The organism is Streptomyces sp. WM6372, assembly GCF_001279655.1.
GTDB lineage: Bacteria > Actinomycetota > Actinomycetes > Streptomycetales > Streptomycetaceae > Streptomyces.
Window position 1 is genome coordinate 64,226 of sequence record NZ_LGDB01000187.1, and the last position, 14,660, is coordinate 78,885.

The 14,660-nt window shown below is 72.6% G+C and carries 15 protein-coding genes; 10 read left to right on the plus strand and 5 right to left on the minus strand.

Translation table 11 applies throughout. The features are described from left to right. Window positions 1-62: 62 nt before the first annotated feature. Complete coding sequence (locus ADK52_RS19850) at window positions 63-989, minus strand: quinone oxidoreductase family protein (protein WP_053691177.1); 927 nt, start codon at window positions 987-989, stop codon at window positions 63-65. A gap of 88 nt (window positions 990-1,077) precedes the next feature. Here ADK52_RS19850 and ADK52_RS19855 point away from each other — a divergent pair, with 88 nt between their 5' ends. Continuing rightward, window positions 1,078-1,509 (plus strand): MarR family winged helix-turn-helix transcriptional regulator, encoded by a 432-nt coding sequence (locus ADK52_RS19855; protein WP_053691178.1) that lies wholly within the window; start codon window positions 1,078-1,080, stop codon window positions 1,507-1,509. A 70-nt stretch (window positions 1,510-1,579) separates the two neighbouring features. On the opposite strand, the gene ADK52_RS19860 is transcribed toward ADK52_RS19855, so the two are convergent. After that, complete coding sequence (locus ADK52_RS19860) at window positions 1,580-2,281, minus strand: nitroreductase family protein (protein ID WP_053691179.1); 702 nt, start codon at window positions 2,279-2,281, stop codon at window positions 1,580-1,582. Window positions 2,282-2,390: 109 nt separating this feature from the next. Here ADK52_RS19860 and ADK52_RS19865 point away from each other — a divergent pair, with 109 nt between their 5' ends. Together ADK52_RS19865 and ADK52_RS19870 are read left to right on the plus strand one after the other, a co-directional pair. Next, on the plus strand, window positions 2,391-2,909 hold the full coding sequence (locus tag ADK52_RS19865) for an SMI1/KNR4 family protein (protein WP_053691180.1): 519 nt from the start codon (window positions 2,391-2,393) through the stop codon (window positions 2,907-2,909). 29 nt (window positions 2,910-2,938) lie between these two features. Beyond that, window positions 2,939-3,448, plus strand: a complete 510-nt coding sequence (locus ADK52_RS19870) for a GNAT family N-acetyltransferase (RefSeq protein WP_053691193.1) — start codon at window positions 2,939-2,941, stop codon at window positions 3,446-3,448. On the opposite strand, the gene ADK52_RS19875 is transcribed toward ADK52_RS19870, so the two are convergent. Both ADK52_RS19875 and ADK52_RS19880 read right to left on the minus strand, forming a co-directional pair. Continuing rightward, window positions 3,445-5,475, minus strand: a complete 2,031-nt coding sequence (locus ADK52_RS19875; protein ID WP_053691181.1) for a phosphocholine-specific phospholipase C — start codon at window positions 5,473-5,475, stop codon at window positions 3,445-3,447. The two genes, ADK52_RS19870 and ADK52_RS19875, sit on opposite strands and share 4 nt — an antisense overlap. 119 nt (window positions 5,476-5,594) lie before the next feature. Beyond that, window positions 5,595-6,611 (minus strand): NADP-dependent oxidoreductase, encoded by a 1,017-nt coding sequence (locus ADK52_RS19880; RefSeq protein WP_053691182.1) that lies wholly within the window; start codon window positions 6,609-6,611, stop codon window positions 5,595-5,597. 102 nt (window positions 6,612-6,713) lie between these two features. Between ADK52_RS19880 and ADK52_RS19885 the strand changes: the two genes are divergently transcribed. From ADK52_RS19885 to ADK52_RS19900, 5 genes are all read left to right on the plus strand, one after another. Then, a complete protein-coding gene (locus ADK52_RS19885) occupies window positions 6,714-7,613 on the plus strand; it encodes a LysR family transcriptional regulator (protein WP_053691183.1) in 900 nt (299 codons plus the stop codon). A gap of 261 nt (window positions 7,614-7,874) precedes the next feature. Next, on the plus strand, window positions 7,875-8,003 hold the full coding sequence (locus ADK52_RS44530) for a hypothetical protein (RefSeq protein ID WP_266625109.1): 129 nt from the start codon (window positions 7,875-7,877) through the stop codon (window positions 8,001-8,003). Window positions 8,004-8,083: 80 nt separating this feature from the next. Further along, window positions 8,084-9,124: a 3-isopropylmalate dehydrogenase gene (locus ADK52_RS19890; protein WP_053691194.1), complete on the plus strand. Its 1,041-nt coding sequence runs from the start codon at window positions 8,084-8,086 to the stop codon at window positions 9,122-9,124. Between the two features lie 242 nt (window positions 9,125-9,366). After that, window positions 9,367-10,452 (plus strand): branched-chain amino acid aminotransferase, encoded by a 1,086-nt coding sequence (locus ADK52_RS19895; RefSeq protein ID WP_053691184.1) that lies wholly within the window; start codon window positions 9,367-9,369, stop codon window positions 10,450-10,452. Window positions 10,453-10,838: 386 nt separating this feature from the next. Then, a complete protein-coding gene (locus ADK52_RS19900) occupies window positions 10,839-11,273 on the plus strand; it encodes a hypothetical protein (protein WP_053691185.1) in 435 nt (144 codons plus the stop codon). An 80-nt stretch (window positions 11,274-11,353) separates the two neighbouring features. Here ADK52_RS19900 and ADK52_RS19905 read toward each other — a convergent pair whose 3' ends face one another. Then, the gene (locus ADK52_RS19905) at window positions 11,354-12,811 is read right to left on the minus strand and encodes a cytosine permease (RefSeq protein ID WP_053691186.1); all 1,458 of its coding nucleotides are present in this window, start codon (window positions 12,809-12,811) and stop codon (window positions 11,354-11,356) included. 155 nt (window positions 12,812-12,966) lie between these two features. On the opposite strand from ADK52_RS19905, the gene ureA reads away from it, so the two are divergent. Then, window positions 12,967-13,779 carry an urease subunit gamma gene (gene ureA, locus ADK52_RS19910; protein WP_078988463.1) on the plus strand — a complete coding sequence of 271 codons (813 nt, stop codon included), beginning with the start codon at window positions 12,967-12,969 and terminating at the stop codon, window positions 13,777-13,779. Next, window positions 13,776-14,660: urease subunit alpha (locus tag ADK52_RS19915; RefSeq protein ID WP_199828523.1), on the plus strand; the 885-nt coding region annotated here is incomplete at its 3' end. The genes ureA and ADK52_RS19915, both read left to right, overlap by 4 nt.

Below are 14,660 nucleotides of genomic sequence, written 5' to 3' on the forward strand. Positions count from 1 at the left end.
CGCCCCCGTTCCGGTACTTCCACGTCCGGAACGGGGGCGGTCCCAGTCGTGCCCCTGTCCGGTCAGGGGATCAGGACCACCTTGCCGAGGTTGCGCCGCTCCTCGATCAGCGCGTGCGCCCGGGCCGCCTCGGCCAGCGGGAGCTCCCCGTGCACGGCGGGGCGCAGCGAGCCGTCCGCGTACGCCTTCCACAGCTCGCGCCGCCAGGCCTCGTACGCCCCGGGCCGGCCCTGCGCGACGGCCCGGATCTGGAAGCCGATCATCGAGGCGCCGCGCACCAGCAGTTCGTACGCCTCCACCGAGCCGCCGCCCGAGCCGTACGCCACCAGCCGGCCGCCCGTGGCCAGGGCCCGCACGGCGGGGCCGAGCAGCTCGCCGCCGACCCCGTCGAGGACCACGTCGTACGGGTCGCCCCAGGCGGCGGGTTCGCCGTACAGCACGACCTCGTCGGCGCCGAGGCCGCGCACGAACCCGGCCTTGTCCGGGCTGGAGACGGCGGCGACCAGGCGGCCCGCCCCGCCGGCCCGGGCCAGTTGGAGCGCGAGGCTGCCGACCCCGCTCGCGGCGGCCGTGACCAGCACGGACTCCCCGGGGCGGACCTGCCCGGCCTCCCAGGCGCCCCGGGCGACGAGCCCGCTGCGCACGAGCGCGACGGCGTCGACGGAGCTCGCCCCGTCGGGGACGGGGGAGGCGAAGGGGGCGGCGAGGAGCGCGTACTCGGCGTACCCGTGGCCGAAGCACAGCCCGGTGACCCGGTCGCCGACGGCGAACCCCCGCACTCCCTCGCCGAGCGCGGCCACGGTTCCCGCGACCTCGCCGCCGAGCGGTACCGGCCCGTCGCCCTCCCGCACCTTGCGCACGACGGGCAGCGTGACCCCGACGGCCTCGACCGCGACGAGCAACTCCCCGGGGGCGGGGACGGGCACGTCCGCCTCCTCGGCGAACAACACCTCGGGGCCGCCGTTGACCTCGTGGCGGATGCGCAGCACAGGACCTCCCGGACCGTGTGGAATTCGTTGGGGATCCCAACGGTATACGAGATCGTGGGGAATCCCAATGAATTGCTAGGCTGGGCTCATGACCTCGGCCCTCGCACACATCCAGGCCCTCCCGAGCTGGCTCGCCGGGCGGGTCGCGGCGCGCGGCCGCGGCCTGGTCGCCGAGGCGCTCGCCGCGGAGGGGCTGAAGCTCGCGCACCACGCGGTCCTGGCGGCGACCGCCGAGTACGGCCCGGTGGCCCAGGCCGACCTCGGCCGCCGGCTCGGCATCGACCCCAAGGACCTGGTCGGGCTCCTCAACCACCTGGAAGCCGCCGGCCTCCTCCTGCGGGCCCCGGACCCGGCGGACCGCCGCAAGAACGCCATCACCCTCACCCCGGCGGGCACGGCCGCGCTCGCCCGCTGCGCCGCCCTGGCCGAGGCGGCGAACGCCGCGTTCCTGTCCCCCCTGACCCCGGGGGAACGCGAGCAGCTGCTGGCCCTCCTGACGCGCGTCCACGAAGCCCCGTAGAGCAGCGGACCTCGACCTCGATCCAGACCCGGACCGGGACCGGGACCGGGAGCCAGACCTGGACCTGGACCTAGACCTCGACCATGACCTGGTCCAGGGGCTTGCGGGTCAGGTCCGGGACCTCGCAGTCGTCGGACGGGTAGCCGACCGGGATGACCGCGAAGGCCTTCTCGTTCTCCGGGCGGTGCAGGACGTGGGAGAGGAAGCGCATCGGGCTCGGGGTGTGGATCAGGGCCGCGAGGCCCGACAGGTGGAGGGCGGTCAGGAGCATGCCGACCGCGATGCCGACCGACTCGTCCACGTAGTAGTGCTTGCGCTTCGTGCCGTCCGGGCCGAGCCAGTAGCGCTGCTGGAAGACCACGATCAGCGCCGGGGCGTCGGTGAGGTGGGTCTTGACGGCGTCGGTGCCGAGCGGGCGCAGGGCGGCGAGCCATTCGTCGCCGAGGCGGCCGTCGTACGAGATCAGCTCCTCCTGCTCGGCGGCGTCGCGGATCTGCCGGCGCACCGCCGGGTCCTTGACCAGGACGAACGTCCACGGCTGCTGGTGCGCCCCGGACGGCGCGGTCGCCGCGCACGCGATCGCGTCCCGGACGACCTGCTCCGGAACGGGGTCGGGGGAGAAGTGGCGTACGGTCCGCCGCTCGTCCATGCGCTCCCGCAACTCGGCGGCGCGCGCGAGCGATTCGCCGCTCGCCATCCGCTCGGGCCGGTAGGGGGCGGGACGGTACGGCTGGCCGTGGATCGGGTTCCACTGCTGGGTATCGGGCGACATGGGGCGAGTCTGCCGAGGCAATGGTCCAGACCGCCAGGGCCGCGTCGGCCGATTCCGGCCGGTGGACGGCGTCCGGCGTCCGCAATGCGGTCCTTGGTACGGTCGCGGGATGAGTGACTGGGACGCGGACGCCGTACGGGCGCGGCTGCGGGCGAAGGCCCTCCGGTACGAGCTGGCCGCGCCGCTCCCGGAGGTGGAGGTCCGGGCCTTCGAAAGGGAGCACGGCATCCGGCTGCCCGAGGAGTACCGGGCGTTCGTCACGACGGTCGGCGACGGCCCCGCGGGCCCCCACCACGGGCTGATGCCGCTGATCACCCCGCGCCCGGAGGCCGACGACGACCGGGCGGTGGACGGGGAGTGGGAGGACGACCGGCGCCCGGGCCGGCTGGCCGCGCCCTGCCCGATCCGGGAACCCCGTCCGTTCGACGCGAACCGGAGGTTCGACGAGCGCGAGGGGCTGACCCTGGGCACGCTCGTGCTCGCCGAACAGGGGTGCGGCACGTATACGAGGCTGATCCTGGGCGGGCCGCTCGCCGGTCAGCTCTGGCACCTGGACCAGGACTTCGGGACCTGCCTGCCCGAGGGCCCGGACTTCCGCACCTGGTACACCGACTGGCTGGAGAGGTGAGGGCCGTGCGCGTCGCACACACCGCCGGGATGGGCGGCGAGGAGCTCCGCGAGGTGCGCGCCCTGCTGGACGAGGCCTTCGAGGGGGACTTCGGCGAGGAGGACTTCGAGCACGCCCTCGGCGGGATGCACGTGCTGGTCCGGGACCCGGACGGGGCGCTCGTCGCGCACGGCAGCGTGGTGCAGCGCCGGGTCGTGCACGGGGGGCGGGCCCTGCGGACCGGGTACGTCGAGGCCGTCGCCGTACGGGCCGGCTCACGGCGGCGGGGCCTCGGCGGGCAGGTCATGGCCGAGCTCGAACGGATCGTCGCGCGGGCCTACGTGCTGGGCGCGCTGTCGGCGTCGCAGGACGGGGCCGGGCTCTACCTCGGCCGCGGCTGGGCGGTGTGGCCGGGCCCGGTCGGGGCGCTGTCGCCGGACGGGCCGGTGCGCCTCCCCGACGAGGAGGGATCCACCTACGTGTGGGTGCCGCCCGGCGGGATCCGGCTGGACCCCGCCGGGCGGCTCGACTTCGACTGGCGGGACGGGGACGTGCTCTAGCTGCCGCTGATGCTCGGCGCCCCCGTCTCGATGTGGCCCGTGTAGCGGCGCGACCAGGTGCCGTCGTTGTCCGCGAGGATCGTGAAGTCGTACCAGCCGTCGTTGTACGCGACCGCGTTGAAGTAGTCCTCGCGCGAGGAGTTCGCCGGGACGGTGTACGTCCACGGGCCGTCCGAGCGGTAGGCGTTCGAGCGGATCGTGAAGGTGACGGGCGCGGCCGACGTGTTCGTCATCTTGAAGTAGAGCGCCGTCTTGCCCGTGCCCGGCTCCACCGCGAAGCGGGCCGCCACCTCGATCGCCTTGCCCGCCTTCGACGCGTCGCCGATGAACCGGCGCAGGAAGCGGTTGGGTCCGTACATCGAGATGTCGTACTTCCCGGAGCCGCTGCCGAGCCCGATGTTGAAGTAGTCCGTCGCCGTCGCGCCCGGGTCCACCGTGTACTGCCAGGCCGCCGTGTCCCGGTACTGGTGCGGGTGGATCGAGAAGTGGGCCGCCTGCTTCGCCTGCGCGCCCTGGTTGGTCATCGAGAACCAGGCCAGGATCTTGCCGGCCGCACCGAACTCGAAGCGGTCCAGGTTGCCGTTCACCTGGTACGGAAGGGCGCGCGCCGGGCGGGTGCCGGCCTCCTGGACCGGGAGCGCGTTGTCCTGCGGCGCCGGGTTGGGGAGCGGGCCGCAGGTCGCCTGGCCGATGACCTTCGCGGTCGAGGGCAGTCCGGACGGCACCCCGTACACCGGGCGCGCGAAGTCGAAGACGCCGGTCAGGTCGCCGGTCACCTTGCGGCGCCAGTCGCTGATGTTCGGACAGTTCGCCGGGGTGCCGAGGGCCGCCGTCCATCGCTCCATGAACCGGAGCACCGAGGTGTGGTCGAAGACCTCCGAGCTCACCCAGCCGCCGCGGGTCCACGGGGACATGACGATCATCGGCACGCGGAAGCCGAGGCCGATCGGGGTGCCGTCGATGTACTCGCCCGGGGTGCCGGGCGGGGCGACGGGCGGCGGGACGTGGTCGAAGAAGCCGTCGTTCTCGTCGTAGTTGAGGAAGAGGACGCTGGAGTCGAAGACCTCGGGGTTCGCGGCCAGCGCCCGGTAGACCAGGTCCACGAAGTGTGCGCCGTCGCCGGGCGGGGCGTACGGGTGCTCCGAGAAGGCCTCGTTCGCGACGACCCAGGAGACCTGCGGCAGGGTGCCGGCGACGACGTCCGCGCGGATGGCGGCCGCGATGTCGTCGGGGGTGGAGCCGGTGACCTTGGGGACGGAGCCCATGCCGCGGTCCCACAGCGGGTTGCCCGGCGCCGCGTCCGTGAACTTCCTGAAGTAGGCGAGCCCGTTGTCCCCGTAGTTGTCCTGGGCGTTCTGGTAGACCTTCCAGCTCATGCCGGCCCGCTGGAGGGCCTCTGCGTACGTCTCCCAGGTCAGCCCGGACTCGTCGCCGCCGTCCTTGCTGCCCGCGTCGACCTTGCCGCTCCACAGGAAGGTGCGGTTCGGGCCGGTCGCGCTCAGCGTGGAGCAGAAGTAGGCGTCGCAGATGGTGTAGTTGTCGGCGAGCCCGTAGTGGAAGGGTATGTCCCCCCGGTCGAGGTAGCCGAGGGTGCGGGTGTTGCCGACGCCGAGGACCCAGTTGTCCATCCGGCCCTTGTTCCAGGCGGCGTGCTGCGAGGTCCAGCTGTGCGGGAGGTCGCCGTTGCACTGGGCGAGCGTCTCGCCGTCGACACCGCCGGCCGCGGGGGTGGAGCTGAGCTTCCACGGGTACTGGCGGCCGCCCCAGTTCGGCTGGTTGAACATGCCCCAGCCGCCCGGGATGTTGCCGGCGGCGCGGTCGCCGAAGCCGCGGACACCCTTCAGCCTGCCGAAGTAGTGGTCGAAGCTGCGGTTCTCCTGCATCAGGATCACCACGTGCTTCACGTCGGTGATCGTGCCGGTCGCGGCGGCAGCGGCCGCCGACGTCGGCGCGATCGCCGGCAGGGCGGCCCCGGCCATCAGCCCGGCGCCGATTCCCACGAAACCTCTGCGGCTGATCGGTGTCACTGGCTACTCGCCTCCAACTCAAGTGCCCCGCTGGCACATTGACGGAAAGAGTGGCGGGCGCCGGGTCAAAGGTCTACATCCGTGCGGTAAGAAGTCGGTGAACATCCGGTTGGCTGGATTCAGTCCCCGAGACGGACAAGCATTTTGCCCAGATTGTCGCCTCGCAGCATGCCCAGGAAGGCATCCACCGTGTGATCAATTCCCTGTACAACGGTGGTGTCCGTGCCGATCCGGCCGCTCTGCAGGTGGGGGACCAGGAAGTCCTCCAACTCGTCCTGCAAATTGGTGTGATTGCGAACCAATACCCCTTCCAGGCGCAACGACTTGTGGACGACCTCGAAGAGGTTGCGCGGCGCGGCCGGCGAGCGGTCCCCGTTGTACATCGAGATCCCGCCGACCCAGGCGATCCGCCCGTACTCGCGCAGTACGTCGATCGCGCCGGCCAGGTGCTCTCCGCCCACGTTGTCCACGTACACGTCGATGCCGTCGGGCGCGGCCTGCGCGAGCTGCTCGCCGACCGGCCCGTCGTGGTAGTCGAAGGCCGCGTCGAAGCCGAGCGCGTCGGTCAGGTGGCGGACCTTCGCCGCCGAGCCCGCGCTGCCGATGATCCGGCGGGCGCCCAGCAGCCGTGCGATGTGCCCGGTGGCGGTGCCGACCCCGCCCGCCGCGGCCGAGACGAACAGGTCCTCGCCCTCGCGCAGCGCCGCGGTCCGGGTGAGGGCGGCGTACGCGGTCAGGCCGGTGCCGCCGAGGATGCTCAGGTACGCCTCCAGCGGGACGCCCGCGTGGCCGCGCAGCTTGCGGGTGCCGTTCGCGCCGAGCGTGACCAGGGCGTGCGTACGCCAGCCCTCGCGGTGGAAGACCAGGTCGCCCTCGCGCAGCCCCGGGTCGCGGGAGGCGAGCACCCGGCCCACCGCGCGGCCCTCCAGCGGGGTGTTCAGCTCGAAGCCGCCCTCGCCGCCGTCCATCAGCCCGCGGTGGTACGGGTCCACCGAGAGCAGGAGGTTCTGCACGAGGGCGGTGCCCGCGGCGGGGGAGGGGACCGGGGCCGCCACGTACGCGAAGTCGGTCGCGACGGGGAAGCCGGAGGGGCGGGCGGTCAGGTGGACGGCGTGAGCGGTGTGGTTCGTGGTCATGACCGAGGACGCTAGGAAGGAATCACCGGCCCGGGCAGGGGGTTGCGTTCATGGAAGCCGCACATCCATGAACACCGCTCATAGAACGAGGTGAGAGCCGCCGTGGCCGAGCTCGCCCCGCACGAACTCCGGATCCTGGTCGCCGTCGCCGAGACCGGCGGCTTCTCCGCCGCAGCCGTCCGGCTCGGCCTCACCCAGTCGGCCGTGTCGCACTCGGTGCGCGGCAGCGAGGCCAAGGTCGGCGCGGTCCTCTTCGAGCGCGGGCGCGGCGGAGCCTCGCCCACCCCGGCGGGGGAGCGGGCCGTCGCCCTCGCCCGCCGGATCCTGCGGCTGTACGAGGTCCTCGGCGCGGAGGCGCGCGGCGCCGGCCGGACCGCGCCGGACCGGGACGCGGTGGAGGGCGTGCTGCGCATCGCGGCGTTCCGCAGCGCGGCCCTGCACCTGCTGCCCCCGGCCCTGGAGCGGCTCACGGCCCGCCACCCCGGCATCCGTCCCGAGGTCCGGGTGGTGCGCGAGCTCGGTGCCGGCACGGCCGGGGAGGTGGCCGCGGGCCGCGCCGACCTCGGCATCGCGACGCTGAACGCGACCGGCCCCGCGGCGCGGGAGCAGGGAGGGACCGGCCTGCTGACCGGGGTGCTCCGGGAGGAGGCGTACGCCCTGGTCCACCCCGCCGGACACCCGGACCCGAAGGCCCTGCCCCTGCTGGACTGGGACGAGAACTGCGGCTCGTACACCCGCGACTGGTGGCGGGCCCAGGACTGGATCCCGCGGGCCACCGTCAAGGCGGAGGACGACGGGATGGTGCTGACCATGGTCGGGCGCGGGCTCGGCATGGCGATCCTGCCCGAGCTGTCGCTCCGCGAGGCCACGGACGCCGTGGACATCACCGGACTGGGCCCTTCGGGGCCGGTGAGACGGGTGGGATACGTCACCACGCCGGAGTCCGCCTCGACCCTCGCCGTACGGGCTCTGATCAGGGAACTTCGCTCCGAGAAGGCGTGAATCGCAGGCCCGTGGAGGGGCCTTCCGAGGGCTTGCCCGTCTCAGATAGTAGGAAGCCCGACTAATTGCGGAGACATACAACGGGACCTGCCCTAGCTTTGTAGAAGCCGAACGTCTCGCCGATCCGGCGAATGGCGGTCGAGAGCGCGCGCCCTTGGGCAGGCAACCCCTGCCGCGCACCGCTCCCCGCCTCTTCCGGCGCCTTGAAGGAACCCCTCATCCGTGGCCCCGCCACGCCGTGATCTCAAGGAGTCGATCACCATGACCGCATCCACCGCAGCCCGCCGCGTCCGCCACTCCTCCACCGCCGACGCCGACCGCAAGAACGCCGCGGCCGCCCTCCAGCGCGCCCTCGACCGCCGGGACAACGGCGGCTCGACCGGCCACTGAGCAGCCCGTCCCTCGGGCGTATTGGTCCACATGGTGGACGGGATATGCCCGAGGGCTGGGACAGGGAGTACGGTTCCGACATGTCGACCAGCATCAATCTCGCAGTGATCCCCGGTGATGGCATCGGCCAGGAAGTCGTGGCTCAGGGCCTCAAGGTCCTTACCGCGGTCCTGCCCCAGGACGTGAAGCTGGAGACCAAGGAGTACGACCTCGGCGCCCAGCGCTGGCACCGCACCGGTGAGACCCTCCCGGACGGGGAGCTCGAAGCCCTCAAGCACCACGACGCGATCCTGCTGGGTGCCATCGGCGACCCGTCGGTCCCGTCCGGCGTGCTGGAGCGCGGCCTGCTGCTGAAGCTCCGCTTCGCCTTCGACCACTTCATCAACCTGCGCCCGTCGAAGCTGTTCCCCAACACGGCCACCCCGCTCGCCGGCCGTCCGGAGATCGACTTCGTCGTGGTCCGCGAGGGCACCGAGGGCCCGTACACCGGCAACGGCGGCAGCCTGCGCACCGGTACGCCCGCCGAGGTGGCCACCGAGGTCAGCATCAACACCGCGTACGGCGTGGAGCGCGTCGTGCGTGACGCGTACGAGCGGGCCAACGCCCGTCCGCGCAAGAAGCTGACGCTGGTCCACAAGAACAACGTCCTCGTGTACGCGGGCCACATGTGGAAGAACATCTTCGACAAGGTCGGCCAGGAGTACCCCGAGGTCACCACCGACTACCTGCACGTCGACGCCGCGACGATCTTCTTCGTCACGCAGCCCGAGCGCTTCGACGTCATCGTCACGGACAACCTCTTCGGTGACATCCTCACCGACCTGGCCGCCGCCGTGACCGGCGGAATCGGCCTCGCCGCCTCCGGGAACATCAACCCGACCGGCACCTTCCCGTCCATGTTCGAGCCGGTCCACGGCTCGGCCCCGGACATCGCGGGCACCGGCAAGGCCGACCCGACCGCGACGATCCTCTCGGTCGCCCTCCTGCTGCGCCACCTCGGCTACGAGGCCCAGGCCGTCCGCATCGAGGACGCCGTCTCCGCCGACCTCGCGGAGCGCGACGGGACCTTCCGCAGCACCGAGCAGATCGGCGACGCGCTCGCCGCCCGAGTAGCCGGCTGACCCGGCAGCTCCACCTCAGGAAGCCGCCGGGTCGCGCGCACGACGCACCCGGCGGCTTTTCCTGTGCGGCCCCGGGTGCCACCATCTCCCCTGGGCCGCATTCACTCCGCTTCACCCCCGCTTCTCCGAAGGCACCTCGCGCGCGATAATCGAACGCGAGACCGCGGAATGCGGGAAGCTCGGACGTCCTGGTACGCCGTGAGCGCGGTCCGCCCTACGAAACCGGTGAAGGACAAGCACTCATGACGACGCCCACGATCGAGCTCAAGCCCTCCTCGAACCCGCTGTCCGATGCGGAGCGCGAGGCGATCCTGGCCAGCCCCGGCTTCGGCCGCCACTTCACCGACCACATGGTGACGATCAAGTGGACCGAGGGCCGCGGCTGGCACGACGCCGAGCTGGTCCCGTACGCGCCGCTGTCGATCGACCCGGCGAACATGACCCTGCACTACGCGCAGACGATCTTCGAGGGCCTCAAGGCCTACCGCCAGCCCGACGGCACCGTCGCCACGTTCCGCCCGCGGGCCAACGCCGAGCGCTTCCAGGCCTCCGCCCGCCGCATGGCGATGCCGGAGCTGCCGGCCGATCTCTTCATCGAGGCCTGCGACGCGCTCATCAAGCAGGACAGCGCCTGGGTGCCCGCCTCCGGCGAGGCCTCCCTGTACCTGCGGCCGTTCATGTTCGCGTCCGAGGTCGGCCTCGGCGTCCGCCCGGCCAACGAGTTCCTCTTCATGGTCATCGCCTCGCCCGCCGGCGCGTACTTCCCCGGCGGCGTCAAGCCCGTCTCCGTCTGGCTCTCCGAGGAGTACGTCCGCGCCGTCAAGGGCGGTACGGGCGCGGCCAAGACCGGCGGCAACTACGCGGCCTCCCTCGTCGCCCAGGCCCAGGCCGCCGAGCACGGCTGCGACCAGGTGGTCTGGCTCGACGCGGTCGAGCACCGCTGGATCGAGGAGATGGGGGGCATGAACCTGTACTTCGTGTACGGCGACCGCATCGTCACCCCGGAGCTGACCGGCTCGCTGCTGCCGGGCATCACCCGCGACTCCCTCCTCACCATCGCCCGCGACCTCGGCTACACCGCCGAGGAGGGACGTATCTCCACCGAGGACTGGAAGCGCGACAACGAGAACGGCACCCTGACCGAGGTGTTCGCCTGCGGCACCGCCGCGGTCATCACCCCGGTCGGCTCGGTCAAGTCCGAGCGCGCCAACTGGACCCAGGGCACCGGCGAGCCCGGCGAGGTCACCATGAAGCTCCGCACGGCCCTGCTGGAGCTCCAGACCGGCCGCACCGCCGACACCCACGGCTGGATGCACCCGCTGGGCTAGTCCGCAGCGCGGCAGTCACGAGGTCCCGGCCGGGAGGCCGGGGCCTCGTCGTGCGTCCGGGGCCGGTCCGCCGGGCGGTGGGAGAGGGCGCCGCACCCGTTCGGGCCACCCGTACGGGGGTACGCCGGGAGTGTTCCGCGCCGTCGCCCGCCTCCGGCGCGGCGGCCCTCCCGGGGCAGGGCCCGCAGGCCTCGCGGCCGCTCCCGCCGCCCGGTGCCGGCGCGCGGGTCCGGCCCGTACGGAGATGCGGTGGGCATACCGGCGTGCGACGTTGATCGCGCCTGCCGATGCGGCGCCGGACACCGGCTCCGGGCGGCACGGTGCGCCCCCACCGGGGTGAATCTCACGTGCGTCGGCCGTCCGGGCCGACGGGAAGGCGGATCCCCATGAAGCGGTTCGTTGCCTCCGGCCTGCTCTGCGCGGCCGCGGTACTCGGCGCCTCGGCGTGCTCCAGCGACGACAACGCGACGCCGCAGGAGGCAGCCTCGTCGGCCAGCGCCGCGCTGTGCACCAACCTGGTCCAGCTGAAGTCGGACAACGCCGCGCTCAAGGCGCTGAATCCGGCCACGGCCACCAAGGACCAGCTGAAATCGGCGTACGACGCGGTCCAGACCGACTGGAAGAACGTCAAGGAGAACACCTCGGCACTGAAGTCGGCCGAGAAGGACGCCGTGACGTCGGCCGCGGAGAACCTGAAGAAGGCCTACGAGGACCTGCCGGGCGACACCACCGGCAAGGACGCGATCACCCAGCTCCAGCCGCAGATCCAGGCGCTGGACACCGCGGCCACCCAGGCGACGACGGCGAACAACTGCCGTTAGCGGGCGGCGGCGAAGGCCACGCGGGCCCCGGGGGGACATCCCCCGGGGCCCGCGCCGTGCACCGGTTGCGGGGGCTGCCGTCAGTCGACGGCGACCGCCACCTTGCCCGCGGCGTCGCTCGCGCCGGCGGGTGCGGCCGCACCCGCGGCCGCGGTCGTGCGCGCGGTCCGCAGCGTCAGGGCCGTGTAGACCAGGCCGCCGACCAGGCCGGACAGGACGAAGGAGCAGTCCACTCCGCCGGTCAGGGCGAGCAGCGGGCCCTCGTAGAACGGGGTGGTCACGGCGAGCAGGCCCACTGCGGCGCCCACGGCCCAGGAGGCGGTGGCGGCCACGTTCCAGCCGGCGCGGTACCAGTAGATCCCGCCTACCGAGCGGCGGTTGAAGACCTGGAGCGCGTCGGCGTCGTACTGCCCGCGGCAGCGGACGTAGCCGATCAGGGTGATCACGGCCCACGGGGTGCCGATCGCGGTCAGCAGCAGGACGAACGAGGTCATCGCCGACTGCACGTCCCACTCGAAGGAGCCGACGAAGACGAACGCGGTGGCCACGGCGGCGGCGACCAGGGTGGCCTTGGCACGCGTGGCCTTGGGCACGATGGCGTCGAGGTCGAGGCCCATGGAGTAGAGCATCAGCCCGGCGTTGCCCACCGAGCCGGCCGCGGCCGCGGCGAGCAGCGGCAGCAGGTACCAGAACGGCGCGGCGTCGACGAGGGGCCCGGCGTAGTCGGCGCCGGCCTTGGCGGCGAGCGCGGTGTAGGTGCCGAACAGCTGCGGGATCAGCAGGCCGATCAGCAGGCCGAGGGCCGTGGACCAGAACACCGTGCGGGAGCCGTGCTCGCGGGGGGAGATGTAGCGGGTGTAGTCGCCGAGCAGGGTGATGAAGGCGACGGGCCCGCTGAGCCCGGCGGCGACGGCGGCGAGCAGCCAGGTCGGCCAGAAGGAGCCGAGCAGGTACGAGGTCTGCGGCGGGGCGGCGGTGGTGAAGTCGGGGGCGTAGGCGTAGAGGCCGACGGCGAGCAGGATCACCATGCCGATGGAGAGCACCTTGCTCATGCGCAGCAGCAGCCGGTAGCCGAAGACGGCCCCGACGACGGTACACGCGGCCAGTACCCCGTACATCACGGCCCGCGAGACGCCGGTGTCCGGCAGTCCGGTGAGCCGGGACAGGACGCCGACCATGACGTCGCCGCCGATCCACAGGGTGAGGGCGGTGTAGCCGAGCGAGAGCAGCAGGCCGACGACCGAGCCGACGAGCCGGCCGCGGACGCCGAACTGGGCGCCGCTGGAGGTGGAGAGGTTGGTCGCCGTGCGCAGGGAAACCAGCGCCAGCGGCGCGGTGAAGGCGATGCCGACGAGCGTGCCGGTCACGATGGCGGTGACCGAGGGCCACAGGCCCAGTCCGAAGGACGGGGGCAGCCAGCCGAACACGATCACGCCGAGGCAGAGGTTGGAGCCGAGCAGGATCGAGATCAGGTCACGGGGACCGCTCGTCCGCTCCTCCTCGGGGATGGTGTCGACTCCGCGCTGTTCGATGGGCATGGGGGACTCCCTTGGCAGGGCGGGGGGTGGTTCGCATGTGTTTGAACGACACTCAATGTGACCTAACCCCTGGTCCCAGGTCAATGCTTCATTGCGGAGAAATGAAGAGTTAGAGTGATGCTCTAACCCATCGACTCAAAAGGTGGTGGATCGGCGTGCGGCTGACCCCTACGGAGCGCGACCGGCTGCTGCTGCGCAGCGCCGCGGAACTGGCCAGGGCCCGCAGGGCCCGCGGTCTCAGGCTCAACGTCCCGGAGGCCACCGCGCTCATCGCGGACACGGTCTGCGAGGCGGCGCGCGACGGCAAGCGGCTCGCGGAGGCCATCGAGGAGGCCCGCAGCGTGCTGGGCCCGGCCGATGTGCTGCCCGGCGTCGCCGACGTGGTCACCGAGGTGCACGTGGAGGCCGTCTTCGACGACGGCTCCCGCCTCGCGGTGGTCTCGGCCCCGATCCGGGGCGCGGTGCCGCTCGGCGAGGACGCCCCGGGAGCGGTCGTACCCGGCCCCGGCGCCCCCCAGCCGGAGCCGGCGCTGCACCTGCACGTGCGCAACACGGCCTCCGTGCCGGTGAGCGTCACCTCCCACTTCCACTTCTTCGAGGCCAATCCCCGCCTCGACTTCGACCGCGCCGCGGCCTACGGCATGCGGCTCTGCGTGCCCGCGGGCTCCTCCGTACGGTTCGACCCGCACGGCGAGGCCGAGGTCGGCCTCGTCCCCATCGGCGGCGACCGCATCGCGATCGGCTTCGCCGGGCTGGTCGACGGACCCCTGGACGCCCCGGGCGCCAAGTCGCAGGCGCTGACGAGGGCGGCGGCGTGCGGGTACCTGGGCGCCGGGGCGCACCAGGACACCGAGGACGGGCACGCGGCCGGGACCGGCGCGGCCCGCGGCGGCGCGGCACCGGCCTCCGGCGGAGCCACCGCCGCCCCCGACACCGACGGCCCGCACGCGGGAGGAACCTCCGCATGAGCAAGAAGACTCCGCACAGCGACCACTGTGCGCCGGGCAGCCGGCACATCGACCCCCACGAGTACGCCTCCGTCTTCGGCCCCCGCGCCGGCGACCGGGTCCGGCTCGGCGACTCCGGGCTCACCGTCCGGGTCGAGCACGACGCCCAGAAGCCCGGCGACGAGTTCCTGGCCGGCTTCGGCAAGACCGCCCGCGACGGCCTGCACTTGAAGGCCGCCGCCGTCCGCGAGACCTGCGACGTCGTGATCAGCAACGTCCTGGTCATCGACGCCGTCCTCGGCATCCGCAAGGTCTCCATCGGCATCCGCGAGGGCCGCATCCACGCGATCGGCCGGGCCGGCAACCCGGACACCCTCGACGGGGTCGACGTCGTGGTCGGCACCGGCACGTCGATCGTCTCCGGCGAGGGCCTGATCGCCACCGCCGGCGCCGTCGACACCCACGTGCACCTGCTGTCCCCGCGCGTCATGGAGGCCTCGCTCGCCGCGGGCGTCACCACGATCATCGGCCAGGAGTTCGGCCCGGTCTGGGGCGTCGGCGTCAACTCGCCCTGGGCGCTGAAGCACGCGTTCAACGCCTTCGACGCCTGGCCCGTCAACATCGGCTTCCTCGCCCGCGGTTCCTCCTCCGACCCAGCCCCGCTGATCGAGGCCCTGGCCGAGGGCGGCGCCTCGGGCTTCAAGGTCCACGAGGACATGGGCGCGCACACCCGCGCCCTGGACACCGCCCTGCGGGTCGCCGAGGAGCACGACGTCCAAGTCGCCCTGCACAGCGACGGCCTCAACGAGTGCCTGTCCGTCGAGGACACCCTGCGCGTCCTGGACGGGCGCACCATCCACGCCTTCCACATCGAGGGCTGCGGCGGCGGACACGTCCCCAAC